At 74.4% G+C, this 17,609-nt stretch carries 11 protein-coding genes; 4 read left to right on the top strand and 7 right to left on the bottom strand.

Translation table 11 applies throughout. The features are described from left to right. Positions 1–54: 54 nt before the first annotated feature. From SMD20_RS36850 to SMD20_RS36835, 4 genes are read left to right on the top strand one after another with little or no spacing between them, the layout of a single operon-like run. Entirely contained in the window at positions 55–1,200 is a 1,146-nt protein-coding gene (locus tag SMD20_RS36850) for an ATP-grasp domain-containing protein (protein WP_329590138.1), read from the top strand. Further along, positions 1,197–2,675: an IucA/IucC family protein gene (locus SMD20_RS36845; protein ID WP_329590136.1), complete on the top strand. Its 1,479-nt coding sequence runs from the start codon at positions 1,197–1,199 to the stop codon at positions 2,673–2,675. Before SMD20_RS36850 ends, SMD20_RS36845 begins: the two co-directional genes overlap by 4 nt. Continuing rightward, positions 2,676–4,202 (top strand): IucA/IucC family protein, encoded by a 1,527-nt coding sequence (locus SMD20_RS36840; protein WP_329590135.1) that lies wholly within the window; start codon positions 2,676–2,678, stop codon positions 4,200–4,202. It abuts the gene before it with no gap. Continuing rightward, on the top strand, positions 4,199–5,281 hold the full coding sequence (locus SMD20_RS36835; RefSeq protein ID WP_329590133.1) for a type III PLP-dependent enzyme: 1,083 nt from the start codon (positions 4,199–4,201) through the stop codon (positions 5,279–5,281). Before SMD20_RS36840 ends, SMD20_RS36835 begins: the two co-directional genes overlap by 4 nt. Here SMD20_RS36835 and SMD20_RS36830 read toward each other — a convergent pair. The 7 genes from SMD20_RS36830 to SMD20_RS36800 all read right to left on the bottom strand — a co-directional run bounded on the left by SMD20_RS36830 (position 5,241) and on the right by SMD20_RS36800 (position 17,578). Beyond that, positions 5,241–8,531: an ATP-dependent helicase gene (locus tag SMD20_RS36830; protein ID WP_329590131.1), complete on the bottom strand. Its 3,291-nt coding sequence runs from the start codon at positions 8,529–8,531 to the stop codon at positions 5,241–5,243. The two genes, SMD20_RS36835 and SMD20_RS36830, sit on opposite strands and share 41 nt — an antisense overlap. Next, positions 8,525–11,689, bottom strand: coding sequence for an ATP-dependent helicase (locus SMD20_RS36825; RefSeq protein WP_442942549.1), 3,165 nt, complete (start codon positions 11,687–11,689; stop codon positions 8,525–8,527). The genes SMD20_RS36830 and SMD20_RS36825 overlap by 7 nt, the downstream gene beginning before the upstream one ends. A 159-nt stretch (positions 11,690–11,848) precedes the next feature. Further along, complete coding sequence (locus SMD20_RS36820; RefSeq protein ID WP_329590129.1) at positions 11,849–14,596, bottom strand: CDP-glycerol glycerophosphotransferase family protein; 2,748 nt, start codon at positions 14,594–14,596, stop codon at positions 11,849–11,851. Positions 14,597–14,803: 207 nt separating this feature from the next. Next, the gene (locus tag SMD20_RS36815) at positions 14,804–15,142 is read right to left on the bottom strand and encodes an MGMT family protein (protein ID WP_329590127.1); all 339 of its coding nucleotides are present in this window, start codon (positions 15,140–15,142) and stop codon (positions 14,804–14,806) included. Next, positions 15,130–15,489: a hypothetical protein gene (locus tag SMD20_RS36810; RefSeq protein ID WP_329590125.1), complete on the bottom strand. Its 360-nt coding sequence runs from the start codon at positions 15,487–15,489 to the stop codon at positions 15,130–15,132. Before SMD20_RS36810 ends, SMD20_RS36815 begins: the two co-directional genes overlap by 13 nt. A 23-nt stretch (positions 15,490–15,512) precedes the next feature. Further along, positions 15,513–16,679 (bottom strand): S8 family peptidase, encoded by a 1,167-nt coding sequence (locus SMD20_RS36805; RefSeq protein WP_329590124.1) that lies wholly within the window; start codon positions 16,677–16,679, stop codon positions 15,513–15,515. Beyond that, complete coding sequence (locus SMD20_RS36800) at positions 16,673–17,578, bottom strand: hypothetical protein (RefSeq protein WP_329590122.1); 906 nt, start codon at positions 17,576–17,578, stop codon at positions 16,673–16,675. Before SMD20_RS36800 ends, SMD20_RS36805 begins: the two co-directional genes overlap by 7 nt. Positions 17,579–17,609 lie beyond the last annotated feature (31 nt).

Below are 17,609 nucleotides of genomic sequence, written 5' to 3'. Positions count from 1 at the left end.
GGCTAAGATCATCGGGTTAGGTTAGCCTTACCTGATTCCGGGGGTGCCTCGACGTTGCGGCTCTACCTCACCGCGCTCAAGCCGACCGACTCGGTGACCGCCGGCTTCCTGCCCGCCGCGCGCGCCCTGGGCTGCGAGGTGACCGTGCTGACGGACCGGCCCGAGCAGCATCCCGGCGCGGTGGCCTGCGACGTCCGCGATCCCCGCGCCTTGATCGACACGGTCGAGCGGCTCGGCCGGCCGGACGCGATCTTCTCCAACTCCGACCACCTGCAGGCGGAGACCGCGCTCGCGGCCGACTACTTCGGGCTGCCCGGCAAGGACTGGCGGGCCTGCCTGGCCGCCAAGAACAAGTTCCTCATGCGCCGCGCGCTGCGCGAGGCCGGGATCGAGCGGGTCAGGTCCGCGCGGCTCGCGCCCGGCGATCCCGTGCCGGAGGGGTGGCACTTCCCTGTGGTGCTGAAGCCCAGGGAAGGCGTGGCCAGCGAGGACGTCGTCCTCGTCGAGAAGGACCTCGCCGGGGCCGTGGCCGAGGCGCGGCGGCGGCGTCCCGGCCAGGCCCTCGTCGTGGAGGAGTACCTGGAGGGCCCGCTGCGCACGCTGGAGACCCTCGGGGACGGCGAGGAGGTACGGGTGCTCGGCGGGTTCGAGACCCGGCTCGGGCCGCTGCCGTACTTCGTCGAGGAGCGCCTGGACTGGGCCCCGCCGCAGGACCGGGCCGCCGAGCACGTGCTGGCCGCGCTGCGGGCGCTCGGCGCCGGGTTCGGGGCCTGCCACACCGAGTACGCGCTGACCGCCGCGGGCCCGCGCATCATCGAGATCAACTACCGGGTCATCGGCGACACCTGCGACTTCCTGCTGGCCGACGTGCTCGGGATCCCGCTGTTCGAGTGGATCCTGCGGACGCACCTCGGCGAGCGCCTGCCCCAGGCCGGGCCGGCTCCGGCCGGGCACGGCTGCGCGGTCAGCGTGGTCGCCGACCGGCCGGGCACGGTCAAGGAGGCGCCCGCCGACGAGTACGTGGACCGCGACGGCGTCCGCCTCTGGCACCGCCCGCTGCGCGCCGCCGGCGACCAGGTCTCCGTCACCGGCACCAACCGCGACTACCTGGGCGTCATCCGGGCGGTCGGGCCCTCGCGGGCGCGGGTGGACGCGGCGGTGACCGCCTACCAGGCGGCCCGGCCGTGGGTGGTCGGATGAGCGAGCGGGAGGCATACCTGGCCGCCCGGGTGCTGGACGCGCTGCTGCGGGAGGACTACGGCGGCCTGGCCGGGCGGGTGACCCGCACCAAGGACGGCGTGGGCCTGCTGCTGGCCGACGGGCGATGGGCGCGGCTGGAGCCCGGTCTGCTGTTCCAGGACTTCGTGGTGGCCGGGGACGAGCGGCTGGGGCTGGAGCAGGTGCTGGAGACGCTGGTGGAGGTGGCCGACCCGGCCGACTCCGAAGGCGTCGCGGCCTTCTTCGAGGAGTGCCTGGCGGCGCTCGCGGGGCTGGAGCTGATGGACGCGCACGCGGCGGAGGTGCTGCGGGGCGGGCCCTCGTACGAGACGCTGGCGGCGCTGGCGGACCATCCGGTCTACCCGACGTCGCGGGCGCGGGTGGGGTTGTCGGAGGAGGAGCTGCTGGCGTACGCGCCGGAGTTCGGGCCCCGGTTCCTCCTGCGGTGGGCCGTGGCGCCGCGCGGGGCGCTCGCGCCGGGCTCGGCGGCGTCGCTGCCCGCCGATCTCACGCCCCCTGGCATCCGTCCCGAGGGGGTGCTGTTCCCTGTGCATCCGCTGGCCGTCGAGCAGGTGGGCAAGATCGACGGAGTACGGGTGCTGGAGGAGCGGGCGCTGGAGGTGCGGCCGACGCTGTCCATGCGCACGGTGGAGGTCGATCCGCGTACGCATCTCAAGCTGCCCCTGCCGATCAGCACGCTCGGTATGCGCAACCGGCGCTCGATCAGGCCGGGCTCGCTGGCCGACGGCGCGCGGGCCGAGACGCTGCTGCGGCGGCTGGCCGGCCCGGACATCCTGCTGGCCGACGAGCAGACCTACGCCGCCACCGGGGACGAGCACCTGGCCTGGATGGTGCGGCGGCTGCCCGAGGGCACGATCGTGCCGGTGGCCGCGCTCACCGCGCCCGGCGTGGACCTCGGCCATCTCGTCCCCGCCTACCTGCGGCTGCTGCTGCGCTGGAACGTCGAGCTGTTCGTACGCTACGGCGTCGCCCTGGAGGCGCACCAGCAGAACCTGGCACTGGTCCTCCGGGGCGAGGACATGAAGCTGCTGGTCAAGGACAACGACGGCCTGCTGGCGTCCCCGGCGCGGCTGCGCGCGGCCGGGATCGAGCCGCCGGCGTTCGCCGACGAGCGGATGCTGACCGACGACCCGCACGCCCTCGCCGACGTGTTCGTCACCATCACCCTGCACCTGTCGGCCGCCGCCGTCGCGTTCGGGACGCTGCCGCCGGCCCGCGCCGCCGCGCTGCTGCGCGACAGCCTCGCCGAGGCGCTGGACGAGCACGGCGACCATCCCATGGCCCGGCTGTTACGCGCGAGGACGCTCGACGCGGCCCGCCTGACCGGCAAGTCCATGGTCACCGCCGGGACGCTCGCGCCCAAGTGGCGCACCGGCGCGCGCGACGTCAACAAGCACTACGGCACCAGCGGCCCCAACTACCTGAGGAGAGCCTGAATGCCCGGACCGGCCATCGACGCGCCCTGCGCGCCGGCCGAGGAGGCGACGCTGGCGGCGCTGCTGCGCTGCTGCGTCCGGGAGGTGGCCGGGCCGCGCGGCCTGGTGTGGCCGGCGCCGCCGAACCTGCTGCTGCGGGTCGCGGGGACGCTGCTGCGGGTGCGTACGTACGGCGGCGCCGCACTGCGCTTCGACGGCCCCGCCGAGCGCCTGGACGCCGGGGCCTGGCGCCCGCTGACCACGACCGAGCTGGTGGAGCTGGTGGAGGCCGAGCTCGGCGGGCACAACGGCGAGTTCGCCGGCCAGGTCGCCGCCAGCAGGGACGCGGTCGCGGCCATCCTGCGCGCCAGGGCGGTGGCCGAGCCGCCCGCCGATCCGTGGCTGGCCTCGGAGCAGTCCCTGGTGTACGGGCACCCGTTCCATCCGAGCCCGAAGGCGCGCGGCGGCGACGGCTGGCTGCGCTACGCGCCCGAGGCGCACGCCGCGTTCCCGCTCCGGCTGCTGGGCGTGCGCGCGCCGGCCACCGTCGAGGAGGGCGAGGTCGCGGCGCTGGACGGGCTGGGCCGCGCGCCGGACGGCTACCGGCTGCTCCCCGCGCATCCGTGGCAGCTCGACCTGCTGCGGCCCGCGCTCGACGGGGACGAGCTGATCGACCTCGGCCCCGGCCCCGAGGCGGTGCCGACGTCGTCGGTGCGTACGCTCTACGTCCCGGACGCGGGGGTGTGCCTGAAGTTCTCCCTCGACGTGCGGATCACCAACTGCGTGCGCAAGAACGCCTGGTACGAGCTGGCGGGCGCGGTGGAGCTGACCGCGCGCCTGGGCCCGGTCTTCGAGCGGGTCGCGGCGGCGCACCCGGCCACCCGGTGGCTGCCCGAGCCCGGCTATCGCACGGCGGCCGGGCACCCCGAGGGGCTGGGAGTGATCGTCAGACGGAGCCCGTGGGAGGTGTGCGATCCCGGCGTGACGCCGGTGCTGGCCGCCGCGCTCGCCCTGGACGCGCGGCCCGCCCAACCAGTCCCTTGGTGGCGGGCGTACGTGGCCAAGGTCGCGCTGCCGGTGCTGGAGCTGTTCTTCGCGCACGGCGTCGTCCTGGAACCCCACCTGCAGAACGTCCTCGTCGGGCTGGACGGCGACGGGATGCCCGTCCAGGCCGTCTTCCGCGATCTGGAGGGGACCAAGCTCGTCGCCGGCCGGCACGACCTGTCCGGGCTGCGGCCCGAGGTGGCGGGGGCGCTGACGTACGACGCCGGACGCGGCTGGGCCCGCGTCGTCTACTGCCTGCTGGTCAACCACCTGACCGAGATCGCGGCGGCCGTCGCCGGGCGCGACGACGCGCTGCTACGCACGCTGTGGGAGGCCGCCCGCGAGCTGATCGCCGGGCAGGCCGACGCGCTCGGCCGGCCGCTGCCGCTGTCCGACCTGCTGGCGGGCGCGCCGCTGCCGGCCAAGGCCAACCTGGGCGTGCGCTGGGCGAGGGCCGCCGACCGCGCCGCCGGATACGTCCCGATCGCGAACCCGCTCGCGTGATCCCCGACCGCGTGATCCCCGACCTCGTCAGAGAGGCCGCCGCCGCGCTCCCGGCCCCGGCCTACGTCTACGACCTGCCGGGACTCGACGCGCACGCGGCGGGCGTGCGGCGGGCGCTCACGGACGTCGAGCTGTACTACGCCGTCAAGGCCAACCCCGACGCCGAGCTGCTGCGGGTGCTGGCCGGGCACGTGGACGGGTTCGAGGTGTCGTCGGGCGGCGAGCACGCGCACGTCACCGGCCTGTTCCCCGCCATGCCGGTGGCGCTCGGCGGGCCCGGCAAGACCGACGCCGAGCTGCGGCTGCCGCACCACCGCCTGCACGTCGAGTCCCCGAACGAGCTGCGCCGCCTGCGCGCCACCGGCCTGCCCGCCGACGTGCTGCTGCGGATCAACCCCGACCTGCCGGTCGAGGGGGCGGCGCTGACGATGAGCGGGCCGTTCGGGATGGACGAGGCGGGCGTGGCGGAGTGCCTGCCGCTGTTCGGCGGGCGGCTGCGGCTGCGCGGCCTGCACGCCCACCTGGCGAGCGGACTGGACGCCCCCCAGCTCCTCCGTCTCGCCGCCGCGCTCCTCGACACCGAGCACGAGGAGGTCAACCTGGGCGGCGGCATGGCCGTCTCGTACGCCGAGCCGGGGCGCCGCTTCGACTGGGCCGCGTACGGCGCGGGCCTGCGGGCCCTCGCGGGCGGGCGGCGGCTGCGGATCGAGCCGGGCCGGGCGCTGACCGCGTACTGCGGCTACTACGTGACCCGGGTGGTGGACGTGAGGCGGGTGCGCGGCCAGGCGTACGCGATCCTGCTGGGCGGCACCCACCACCTGCGGACGCCGGTGACCAAGGGCCACGACCAGCCGTTCGAGGTGCTGCCGACGGGCGCGGGGCCGGGCGTGACGGACGAGCCGGTGACGCTCGCCGGCCAGCTCTGCACGCCGAAGGACGTCTTCGCGCACGCCGTGCCGGCCTCGCTCAGGATCGGCGACACGGTGGTGTTCGCGATGGCCGGCGCCTACGCCTGGAACATCTCACACCACGACTTCCTCATGCACCCGAAGCCGGCGTTCCGTCATCTTCGTTCCTGACGCTCTCCACGAGCGCGACCAGCCCGGCCTCGTCCAGCAGGTCGACCGGGCGGACGGTACGGCCCGCGCGCACGTAGTGGAAGGCCGCGCCCACCCGCTCCAGCGGCACCCCGGCCAGGTGCGACCAGGCCATCCGGTAGGCCGCGAGCTGCACCGACGCCGCCTTCGCCGCCTTGCCCCGCGGCGGCTGCCCGGTCTTCCAGTCGACGACCTCGTAGCCGCCGTCCGGCGTGGCGAAGACCGCGTCCATGCGCCCGCGCACCAGCCGGTCGCCGACCATCGTCTCGAACGGGATCTCCAGGTCCACCGGCCGCCGGTCGGCCCACTCGCTGCGTTCGAAGCGCTCCTGCAGCTCGGCCAGGCGCACGTCGGCCTCCTCCGGCTCCAGCTCGTCGTAGAGCTCGAAGTCGTCGATGAGCCGCTGCTGGTCCCAGCGCGTCTCCAGCCACCGGTGGAACGAGGTGCCGCGCCTGGCCAGCGGCGCCGGCTTGACCGGCACCGGGCGGCGGATCCTGCGGGCCAGCTCGCGCGGGTCGGCGGCCAGGGTGACCAGCGACGAGACGGTCAGCTTGGCGGGCAGCTCGACGATCGTGGGCGGGCGGCGCAGGTGCCGTTCGCGCTCGCGCAGCAGCAGGTCGGTGTCGCGTTCCCAGGCCCGCATGCGCTCCTGCTCGTAGGCGCGTACGGGCTCGTCGTCCTCGTCGTCGTCCTCGCCGAGCGCCCCGGACAGGACGTCCTCGACCAGGCGGGCGCCGTCGAGCACGGACTCGTAGCGCAGGCCCTCGGGCGTGACCGGCCAGACGGCCTCGGCGGGCTCGGCGAGCAGCGGGTTGGCCGCGCCCTCGGCGAGGCCGTCGGCCCAGACCGCGACCCGGTCGGCGGTGTCGCGGATCTCCAGCAGGAACTCCGAGGGCTCCAGCGGCTTGGTGGCGCTGCCCCAGCGGTAGCCGGAGGCGATGAGGAGGTAGTGGGCGCGGGTGACGGCGACGTAGGCGAGCCTGCGCTCCTCCGTCAGGTCCCGCTCGCGGCACAGCTCGTCGAAGACCGCGAGGTCCTCCTTGCCGAGCCCGCCGAGCCGCGGCAGGTCGGCGGCGTCGCCGCGCAGCGGGTACGGCAGCTTGCGCGGGTTGTCGGTCCACCGGCTGTTCATGACCGGCGAGGCGGGGAAGACGCTGCCGGTCGCGACGTGCCCCTTGGAGCTGACGAGCTGCGACAGCCCCGGCACCACCACGACCGGCCACTCCAGGCCCTTGGAGGCGTGCACGGTCATGAGCTTGACGCTGTTGCTCTCGCCGACCCGCCCGGCCTCCAGCCCGAACTCCTCGCTCTCGGCCGCCTGGAGATAGGCGAGGAACGCCCCGAGCGTCGGGTCCTCGGCGTCGCCCGCGAAGCGGGAGGCCGCGTCGATGAAGGCGTCGAGGTCGGCCCGCGCCGCGAACGCGCCCGCCGTGCCGCTGCGGGCCGCCACCTCGATGTCGAGGCCGAGCCTGCGCTCCACCTCGGTGATCAGGTCGGGCAGCGGCTGCGCGGCGTGCGCGCGGAGCTGGCGCAGCTCGTGCGCGAGCGCGACCAGCCGGGTGCGGGCCAGCGGGGAGAACGCCGCCAGCCACTCCTCGCGGTCGGGCAGCTCGTCGAGCGCGTCCACCAGGCTGCCGCGCTCCTCGGCGAGGTCGGCCACCACCTGGTCGAGCGGGTCGGTGGCGCGCTCGCTCTCGCTCAGCTCGCGGGCCAGCTCGCGCGCGCACTCGCCGAGCACCCGCAGGTCGGCGGGCCCGATCCGCCAGCGCGGCCCGGCCAGCAGCCGGGCGAGGGCGTCGCCCGCCGTGGCGTCGTAGAGCACGCGGAGGGTGGCGACGATGTCGCTGACCTCGGGCACGGTCAGCAGGCCGCCGAGGCCGACCACCTCGACCGGGATGTCGCGCTCCTCCAGCGCCCGCCGCAGCGCGGGGAACTGGGAGCGACGGCGGGCCAGGATCGCGACGTCCTGGGGCTGGAGCGCGAGGGTCTTCTTGCGCTCCTTGTCGCCCCAGGGCAGACCGTCGGGGGCGACCTCCTGGCCGAGGATCTTCGCGATGCCGTCGGCGACCCATGTGGCCTCGTCCTCGGCGGTCTCATGGAAGGCGCAGGTCACCCGGCCGCGCTCGACCCGGTTCGGTCCCGGTACCAGGACCGGCACCTCGCGCGCCTCCATGCGCAGCGGGAGCTGGACGCGGGCGGCCACGTCGAGCACCCGGTCGCCGTTGCGGAAGCTGACGCTGAGCTGACGTACGGGGGCCGGATCGCCCGCCGCGGTGCGGAAGTCGCGGGAGAAGCGGCGCAGGTTGCCCGCGGACGCGCCGCGCCAGCCGTAGATGGACTGGCAGGGGTCGCCGACGGCGGTCACCGGGTGGCCGCCGCCGAACAGCGAGCGCAGCAGGACGAGCTGGGCGTGGCTGGTGTCCTGGTACTCGTCGAGCAGCACGACCGCGTAGCGCTCGCGCTCGATCTCGCCGACCTCCTTGTGGCGGGCCGCGATCCTGGCGGCGAGGGCCATCTGGTCGCCGTAGTCGATGACCTCCCGGCGGCGCTTGAGCCGCTCGTACGCCTCCACCAGCGGCAGCAGCTGCTCCCTGGCCGCCTGCACGGCGAGCGGCCGGCGCTGCGCGAGCGTGGCGCGGCCGGGCACGCGGGCCAGCCACTCGCGCAGCCGCTCCCCCGTCTCGCGTACGTCGTCGGGGCCGCGCAGGTGCTCCGACAGCTCGCCCGCCAGCTCCAGCAGAGCCGCGGTGACCGAGGGCGGGCCCAGCTCGACCCGGTCCATCGGCCCGTCGTAGGCGGCGACGACGCGCGAGGCGAGCTGCCACGACACGGCCGGGGTGACCAGGCGCATGGTCGGCTCCAGGCCCTCGCGCAGCGCGTGGTCGGTGACCAGGCGGGCGGCGTAGGCGTGGTAGGTGGAGACCGTGGGCTCGTCGTCGAGCGTGCCGGGATCGACCAGGCCCGCCTCGGCCAGCCCGGTCAGGCGCTCGCGTACGCGGGTGGCGAGCTCGGCGGCGGCCTTGCGGGTGAACGTCAGGCCCAGCACGTTCGCGGGTTTGACCAGGCCGTTGGCGACCAGCCAGACCACCCGTCCCGCCATGGTCTCGCTCTTGCCCGAGCCGGCGCCGGCCATGACGACCATCGGCTCCAGCGGCGCCTCGATGACCGCCGCCTGCTCATTCGTGGGGGGAAGGACGCCGAGCTTGCCGGCGAGTTCGGCGGGGGTCAGCACACCTGGCCCCCGTTGTCGTTGACCGGGCAGCTCGACCGGGCCGCGCAGGTGCGACAGCCGTCGTTGACCTTGGCCTGGAAGAACGGGCCCGACATGCCGGTGGCCACCGTGTCGACGAGGTCGGCGGCCCAGCCGGGGTTGGCGTCGTCGGCCAGCGCGCCCTGGCGCTGCTCCAGTGCGTCGTTCTTGCCGCCCGCCTTGCCGAGCTGCACCAGGGCGGCGCCGCCCGGCTCGGTCATGCCGTGCCGGGCGAAGGCGCCGAGCAGCGCGGCGAGCTGGTAGACGCCGAGCTGCGGATGCCGGTCCAGCTCGCCGGCCTTCGGCTTGGACCCGCCGGTCTTGAGGTCGATGATCACCGCCCGGTTGTCGGAGTCGCGCTCGACGCGGTCGACCCGGCCCTTGATCTGCACGCCCTCGGAGATCGTCGCGGTGAACGACTCCTCCAGCGCGACCAGCTCGCGCGGGTTCTCCTTGTGCCAGCGCAGGAACTTGCCGATCATCTGCTCGGCGACCTGGCGCTGCTTGCGGTTGTACCAGGTGCCACCGAAGTCCAGCTCGTGCCAGACCTGGTCGAGGCGCTCGCCCAGCAGGTCCTCGCTCGGCAGGTCGGTGGCGGCCAGCACGGCCAGGGCGTGGATGACGTTGCCGAGGCCCTGGGCGGTGCTGGTGCCGGCCGCGCCGACGGCGGTCTCCAGCAGCCAGCGCAGGCCGCACTTGGTGAAGCTCTCCACCGCCGACGGTGAGATGCTGACGACGCCCTCGGGCCAGCTCAGGGGGCGGTCGTCGGTCATGGGGGTGAGGGCGTACCAGTCGTTGGGGTGGGCGCCCTGGACGCCGGCGGCGGCCAGGCGGGCGAGCTGCCGGGCGGCCTTCCTGCGGACCTTCGCCGGTTTCGTCGGGTCCGTCACGGCGCTGCGCAGGTCGGCCACCAGCGCGGACATGTTCAGCCAGCGGGCGCGGTCGTCCACGGTGGCGGTCTCGACCTCGCCGGGGGTCAGCTCGGACAGGAACCGTGAGGGGCGCTCGTCGGTGTCCTCGCCGCCGACGGCGGTGACGACCAGCCTGCGCCTCGCCCGGGTGGCGGCCACGTAGAACAGCCGGCGCTCCTCGGCCAGCAGCTTGGAGACCAGGGACGCGGCGTTGGGCTCGCCGCCCTCGACGGTCTCGACGAGGTCCTCCACGCCCAGCAGGGAGCCGCGCAGCCGCAGGTCCGGCCAGACGCCCTCCTGCACGCCCGCGACCACGACGACGTCCCACTCCAGGCCCTTGGCCCGGTGGGCGGTCAGCACGCGTACGGCGTCGCCGTCGGGGGCGCGCTCGGCCAGGGTGTCGCCGGGGATCTCCTGGGCGGCGAGGTCGTCGATGAAGACCTCGGGGCCGGCCTTCGGCATGCGGTCCACGAACTTGGCCGCCTGGTCGAACAGGGCCACCACGGCGTCGAGGTCGCGGTCGGCCTGCGCGCCGCGCGGGCCGCCCGACATGGCCAGGTCGCTCCAGCGGGAGGCGAGCCCGGCGGCGTCCCAGACGGCCCACAGCAGGTCCTCGGCGGTGCCGCCGGAGCTGACCGACTCCCTCGCCACGCCGAGGAGCCGCGCCACGCGCTCGGCGGGCAGCGCGACGTGCGGCTCGATCCTGGTCAGCTCGCGGGCGTCGCGCACGGCCGCGACCAGCAGCTCGCCGGACGAGCGGGCCTCGCCCTGCTCGGACGCCTCGTTCTCGGCGATCTTGAGCGCGCGGCGCAGGCGGCGTACGCCGATCATGTCGGTGCCGCCGAGCGGGCCGGTCAGCAGCTCCTCGGCCACGTTCTCGTCCAGCAGGTCCGGATCGAGGGCGACCTTGAGCACGGTGAGCAGCGGGCGCACGCCGGGCTCCTGCGCGATCGGCACCTCGTCGCCGGCGATCATCGTGGGCACGCCGGCGTTGGTCAGCGCGCGGCGCAGCAGCGGAACCTGGCGCTTGGCCGAACGCACCAGGATCGCCATCCGCCGCCACGGCACGCCCTCGACGAGGTGGGCGCGGCGCAGCGTGTCGGCCACGATCGCGGCCTCCTGGCTGGTGCTGTCGGCCAGCAGCACGCGCACCTCGCCCTCGGGCAGGCCGGGCAGCGGCACCAGGTCGCGGTGGTCGTGCCGGTGGTCGAAGCCGGGGGCGACGGGCAGCTTGGCGGCCAGGCGACGGCTGGCCCGCAGCAGGCCCGCGCCGCTCCTGCGGCACACGCGCAGGGCCAGCACGGGCGCGTCGCGGCCGTCGAGGGTGCGGAAGCGCTGCGGGAAGCCCATGATGCCGTGGACGTCGGCGCCGCGGAAACCGTAGATCGACTGGTCGGGGTCGCCCACCGCGACCAGGTCGCGGCCGTCGCCGGCGAGGTGGTGGAGCAGCAGCTCCTGCGCGGGGTCGGAGTCTTGGTACTCGTCCACGAAGACCGCCTCGTGCGCGGCCCGCTCGCGGGCCCGCACCTCCGGCCTGGCCAGCAGCGCCGAGGCGGCGCCGACCAGCTCGGCGTAGTCGAAGGTCTCCTCCGGGTCGAGGTCGAAGCGGTCCTCGTAGCGCTCGGCGAAGCGGCCGGCCGCCACCCAGTCGCGGCGGCCGTGACGGCGGCCCAGCTCGACCAGGCGGGGGCCGTCCAGTCCGCGCTCGTTGGCCCGGGACAGGAAGTCGCGCAGCTCCTCGGCGAAGCCGCGGGTGCGCAGCGGCTCGCGCAGCGACGCCGGCCAGTCGGGCGCGCCGTTCTCCAGCTCGCCGTGGAGCAGGCGGCGGATCTCCAGCAGTTGCTCGGGGCCGGTCAGCAGGCGCGGCGGGGCCTTGCCGGCGAGGACCGCCTCGCGGCGCAGGAGGGCGTAGGCGTAGGAGTGGAAGGTCATCGCGAGCGGGGTGCGGGTGGTGCGGCGCAGCCGGGCGGTGACGCGCCTGCGCAGCTCCTCGGCAGCCTTGCGGCTGAAGGTGAGGATGAGCGCCCGCTCGGGGTCGAGGCCGCGCCGCTCGATGCGGTCGACGACGCTCTCGACGATCGTGGTGGTCTTGCCGGTGCCCGGCCCGGCGAGTACGAGCAGCGGGCCGCCGGGATGCCCGACCACGGCACGCTGATGCTCGTCCAGCACAGGGGGCACATCAGGGGCGGTGTTGCCACGTCGTACCAGCCGCCAGGTCTGACCACTCACAGCACTAGATTCCACCAGACCACAGGGGTAGATCGTGCCGAGTTGCCCGGTCTTCTCGCGCGAACCGCCTACGTTAGCGGGGGAAATCCCGGAAATCGCGACGACACGCCGAGGTCCCGGGCGCGAACACGCGGCCCGGGACCTCGGCGGACGCCCTTTTCAGGAGAAGAGGTGGTCCACGACGCGGACCGTCGCCTTGCCGTCGTCCCGGGGGGCGAAGGTGGCGCGGAAGGCGTCGTAGCGGTCGGCGTGGGCGGCCGCGACCTCGTCGATCGAGCGCAGTGCCTCGACGACCTGCGCCGAGGTGGACAGCACCGGGCCAGGGGCCTGCTCGGCGAGGTCGAGGTAGAGGCCGCGCTTGTTGGCGTATTTGACCTGGTCGTAGGCGTAGAGGACGATCGGGCGGCCGGTGGCGGCGAAGTCGAACATCACCGAGGAGTAGTCGGTGACCAGGACGTCCGCGATCAGCAGCAGCTCGGCGATGTCCGGATATGTGGTGACGTCACGCGCGATCTCGGGGACCGCGGGGACGGCCTGCATCGGGTGCGCCCGTACCAGGATCTCGTGGTCGGCCCCCAGCGCCTCGCGCGCCTTGGCGAGGTCGAGCTTGACCATCGCGTTCTTGCGGTCGTAGTCGCGGTAGGTCGGCGCGTACAGGACGACCCGCTTGCCCTCCGCCAGCCCCAGCCGCTCGCGCACGGCCTCGGCGAGCGCCTCGCGGTCGGGCGAGTTGAGCACGTCGTTGCGCGGCAGCCCGCTCTCCAGCACCTCGCCCTTGTAGCCGAACGCCTTGCGCAGCACCGGCGTGGCCCACGGCGACTGCGACAGCAGCAGGTCCCAGCCGCGCACCTCGGCGGCCTGGCGGTGCCAGATCGGCGGCCTCGGGTCGCGCTTCATGTGGGGCAGGTCGTTGCCGACGTGCTTGGCCGGGGTGCCGTTCCAGGTCTGCACCACCACCTGGTCCTCGCGGGCGCGGAACCAGGTGGGCAGGAACGCGTTGGTGATGATGTGCCGGGAGCGCGCCAGCGCGGCGTGGTGCTCACGGCTGCCGGCCCGTACGACCGTGGCCGGGCCCGGCGGCACGAAGGCGCCGTCCTTGACGATCCAGATGTGCTCGCGGTCGTCACCGCGCCGCAGCCGCTCCTCGTAGATGGCGCGGACGCTGTCGGCGTAGAGGCGGCCGTCGTTGACGACATAGACGGTGGCGTCGTTGAGGGGTTCGGTGCGCTGCGCCGGGTAGAAGACGCGGCGCAGCACATGGGTGCCCGCCACGCCGCGCTCGTCGGCGGGCCGGGCCTCCTCGACCGTGACGACCGGCACGTCGAAGCGGGTGGAGAGCATGCGGTAGACGCGGCCGTCGAGCGTGCGCGGCTCCTCGTCGAGGCCCGCCAGCGCGGCGTGGTCCATGCGCAGCGGCACGATCTCGCCCGACGGGTGGCGCAGCGACAGGTTCCAGGTGCCGGCGGCCAGCGGAACGGGCTCGCCGAAGCGGTCCATCGCCGAGGGCGCGACCCGGACGGAGAAGTCCTCGCCGGACCGCTCCATCGGCAGCTGGTAGGACAACCCCGACCGGTGCCGCAGCGTGAGCGTGCGCGGGCCGGGCGCGTCGGGGTAGCGGCCGCTCAGCACCAGCGCCGGGCCCTCCCACACGGCCGAGGTGATGACCGGCCTGATGCGGTGGGCGGAGAGCACCACGCGGTCGCGCCGGTCGCCGAGCACGGTGATCTCGCGGTCGCCCACGACCTCGCGGGCCTCGGGCAGGTCGGCCAGCATGACGGAGGCCGCCGGGTCGCCCTTGGGCTCGACCCAGAGCCGCCGCCCGTCCTTCTCCTGAAGCAGGGCGGGCACGGCCAGCGCGACGACGACCTCGGTGCCGCCGGTGACGGGCGTGAACTCGGCCGCGATGCGGTGGCCGCCCAGCCGGGCGTGGCCCTTGGTGACGCTGCGGCCGGGCAGGGAGATCCTGAGCTCCAGGCGGTCGCCGTCGAGGGCGACCCCGGTCAGCTCGGCCCGGTTGGGCTGGAGCACGACCTGAAGGGCGCGGTCGGAGGTCCAGACCGGACGCACCCACCAGCCGGGCTTGAGCTTGAGCCCCGCCGGCCGTTCGGGGCGGCCCAGCGAGGAGCCGCGCAGCAGGCCGGTGGCGCGGGCGCCGCGGCTCCAGAACACGATCTCGGCCCGCCACGTCGTGGTGTCGGGCACCGACGGGCGGTGCCGCATGCGGCGGCGCACCGCCGACACGACGTTGCGCACCGCGCCGCGCCAGCGCAGCGGCCACGGGCTCAACTCGGCGGAGAAGCCGGACCAGTCGTAGTTGCAGCCGGGCTCGCGCGCCCCGTGAGTGGCCTCCGGCTCGTACGTCCGCCGCGTCCGCATGCGGATCGGCGGCAGCCAGCGCGGCCCGCGCAGCACCACGGTCGCCCAGTTGGCGCGCCTGCTGCGCACCGACAGCCCCGCGAGGTAGGCGAAGCCGGTGACGCGCAGCTTGCCGTCGACCCAGGTGATGTCGTCGATGTGCGTGACGGGCACCATGTCGGCGCGGCGCAGCCGGTAGAGGTCGGGCGTCAGCTCGTCCTGCAGCGGCAGGTCGGCGTACCAGCGCAGGCCCTTGCGGATGCGCCTGGACGGCTCGGCCGCGGCCTCGACGACCTTGACCAGCGTGTCGCCGTCGATCAGCTCGTCGTCGGAACGGGTCTCGATCAGGTGGACGATCACCCGCCGGGCGACCGGCAGGTCGCGTTTGACGCCCGCGTCCACGGCCGCGAGGTAGGGGCGCACGAGCGCCAGCATCTCGCGCCGCCGCGCGGGACCGCGTTTGACCGCGAGCTCGATCCGGCCCCCGAGGGGACCGCTGAGCACCTCGGTGTCGAACGCCGCGTCGCGTCCGCCGGGGCCGACCGCTCGCATGACCGCTTCGAGAGGCTCGCCACGATCGCAGAGATCCTGGACAGCCTTGAGGCGGTCGGCGAGGGGTTCGCCGCCCTGGCTCTGGGCTGTGACGCCGGTGGCCATAGGGAGGCACCGCCTTTCGGGCCGCCATCAGTGTTCTGCCCATGGTAATGGGCGTCACATGTCACGAAATCGCCCGATCAAGGAATCCGCTGGTCAGAACCCTTACTGAAAATCCGCTGAAGAGTCCGCCGCGTGATCGGCCGGGCGGCCGTCCCAGCGGGCGCGGCGCATGTCGACCCGCTCGCCGCGCAGCGGGGTGCCCTCCTCGCGCCAGTGGGCCAGGCATTCGCGCAGGTGGTCGGGTGCGGCGCCGCTGCCGTCGGCGTGCACGACGCGCCACCAGGGCACGCCGCCTCCCCAGGTGGACATCACCTTGCCGACCTGTCGGGGGCCGCCATCGCCGAGATATTCAGCGATGTCGCCGTAGGCCATCACCTTGCCGGGAGGGATGCGCTCGACCAGATCGAGCACCCGCTCGGCGAAGGGGTTCAGGGGGTCCACGCCGCCGGTCCGGCGTCGATGATCTCCTCGAACTTGCCGAGCTCGGCCACGCTGCCGCCGCTCTCGACCTCCATGACGCCGTCGCGCAGCCGGTAGACCTCGCCGTCCTCGCCCACGAGCCGGGCGCCGAGCGCGGCCGACAACCTCAGGAGCTGGGCCACCTGCCAGTCGGAGCCGGGCTCGCCGACCACCAGGCCGGTCCAGCGGGCGACCTGGTGCGTCCGCCCGTCATGACCGATGACGATCTCGTCAGATCCGCGCAGCTCGAATCCGGCCGGCGCGATGGCCTTCGCCAAGTCCGCGAAGGCGAGTGGCGACTCGCGTACCACTCGCAGCTCGTATCCCATGACGGGGGACCATAGCGGATCTTTCATGACTCTCTACGCTGATTCAGGACGATGATCGCACCACAGAACGTGATGAGCGCCACAAGCGTGCCCCCACCGTACAGCCAGAGCCGCAGCGGGTCGGGCCCCGGCCGCCGGGGCACCGGCGCCTCGCCGCTGCCGAAGTGCTCCTTGCCGCTCGGATCGACGATGCCGCTCGGCCGGCCGGCCAGCGCGTCGGCGGCGTTGAGCGCGGCGGCGGCGTCGACCACGCCGAAGCCGATCTGGTCGTCGTAGCCTGCGGCGGGCCGGCCTCGGGCGCCGGTCGCGAGGGCCTGCGCCACCTGCTCGGGCCGCAGACCGGGATGCCGGGACTTGATCAGCGCGGCCACGCCGGAGATGAGCGCGGCGGCCGAGCTGGTGCCCTCCGACAGGTCGTAGCCGCTCCCGCGCCTGACCACCGGCACGCCGACGCCCGGCGCGGACACCAGCACCGACAGGTTGTCGCTGCTGAACAAGGCCCGCCTGCCCTGCTTGTCGGTGGCGGCCACGCCGATCACGCCCGGATAGCCCGCGGGGAAGCTCCAGTAGGAGGTGCCCTTGTCCTGGGCGTACTGGGTCAGGCCGTCGTTGCCCACGGCGGCGACCAGCACGACGCCCCTGTCCAGCGCGTACGACACCGCCTCACGCTCGGACCTGACCGGGCCGTACGAGCCGATCGACATGCTGACGACCTGCGCCCCGTGGTTGGCCGCGTACCGCAGGGCGCGCGCGAGCGGGCTCTCCGCGGCGGTCTCGGCGTCCGGCGCGGGCGGGATGCCGATCACCGGCTCGTCGTCGGTGGCCATCGGCAGCGACAGGATGCGCGACTCGGGCGCGATGCCGATGAGCCCGCCGCCGGTGCCTGAGCCGGCGATCAGGGCCGCCATGGCGGTGCCGTGCCGGCCGGGCGGCACGTCGTGCACGGCGGTGCCCGAGGTCATGTCGGGGCCCTTGGTGACGCGGCCCTTCAGCTCCTTGACGGTGTCATCCACGCCGCTGTCCACGACGGCGACGGTGACCCCGGCGCCCTTGGTGACGCTCCACGCCTGCTCGACGTTGAGCGCGTCCAGCACCCACTGCTGCTGGTCCCTGACGGGGGCGGGGGCGGCGGCGGTCTGGCCGGTGAGGGCGAGCAGCACCGCGGCGACGGCGCGCGCGGCGGTCAGCACACGTTCCCCTGAGTACAGGGCGGGACCTTGGGCGGGTCCGCGAGGAAGTAGGCGATCTGGTTGCCGATGGACTTGCCCGCCGGCCACAGCTCCGGGTGCAGGATCTCCTCGGGCGGGATCGCGGCCCTGGTGCGCCCGTCGGCGTAGCCGCCGGTGGAGAAGACGAGGTAGGGGCCCGCGCCGACCCAGCTCGTACGCTGCCGCTGCTCGGGCCCGAAGCGCTCGCTCACCGTGCCGGGGAAGGCCACGGGCAGCACGCCCACGCGGTCGTCCTGGGTGAGCTCCTCGCCGGCCGACAACCTGGACTCCTCGTCCTTGAGCACGGCCACGCCGACGGTGAAGACGAACGACGCCGTCTGGTCCATGTACGTGGCCCGCAGCATCGTGACGCAGCCGTGGCTGCGCAGCACGTCGGCCACGGGGGCGTCGACGCCCTTGGCGCACTCGGTCTCGGGGGCGATGCCGACCCGGCGGGCGTACTGCTGGGCCCGGTCCAGCCCGAGGTACTTGACCTCGTCGGGGAAGACGCCGGTCGTCGGCCACGCCTGCCAGCGCCGGGCGATCTCCTCCTGCTTGTACTGGTTCTGCTCGGCGGGCGTGAGCGGCCGCGAGCGGGTCTCGTTGAGCAGCCCGATCGTGCCGAGGAGCACCACGGCGGCGGACACGGCGACGATGACCCCGAGCAGCGTCACGAAGATGCGCCGGTACTGGATGCCCTGCTGGAGCTCCAGCAGCTCCGCGCGCTGCCTCGCGGCGCTCGCCCGCCTGCGGCCGTCGCCGGCCGGCCAGGCGCGTACCCGCGACCCGCGTCCGGTGGCGGCGCCGAGCGGATTCCTCCGGCCCGGCGTGGCTTCCTCTCCGGCGCGCGGCAACCCTGACGTCGTCCTACGTGCCTTCACCACCGCCTCGTTCCCGGTTCGGTTTTGTGTC

It is taken from the genome of Nonomuraea sp. LP-02, from assembly GCF_036289125.1.
Classification (GTDB): Bacteria; Actinomycetota; Actinomycetes; order Streptosporangiales; family Streptosporangiaceae; genus Nonomuraea; species Nonomuraea bangladeshensis.
This window is presented reverse-complemented; position numbering and strand designations above follow the sequence as displayed.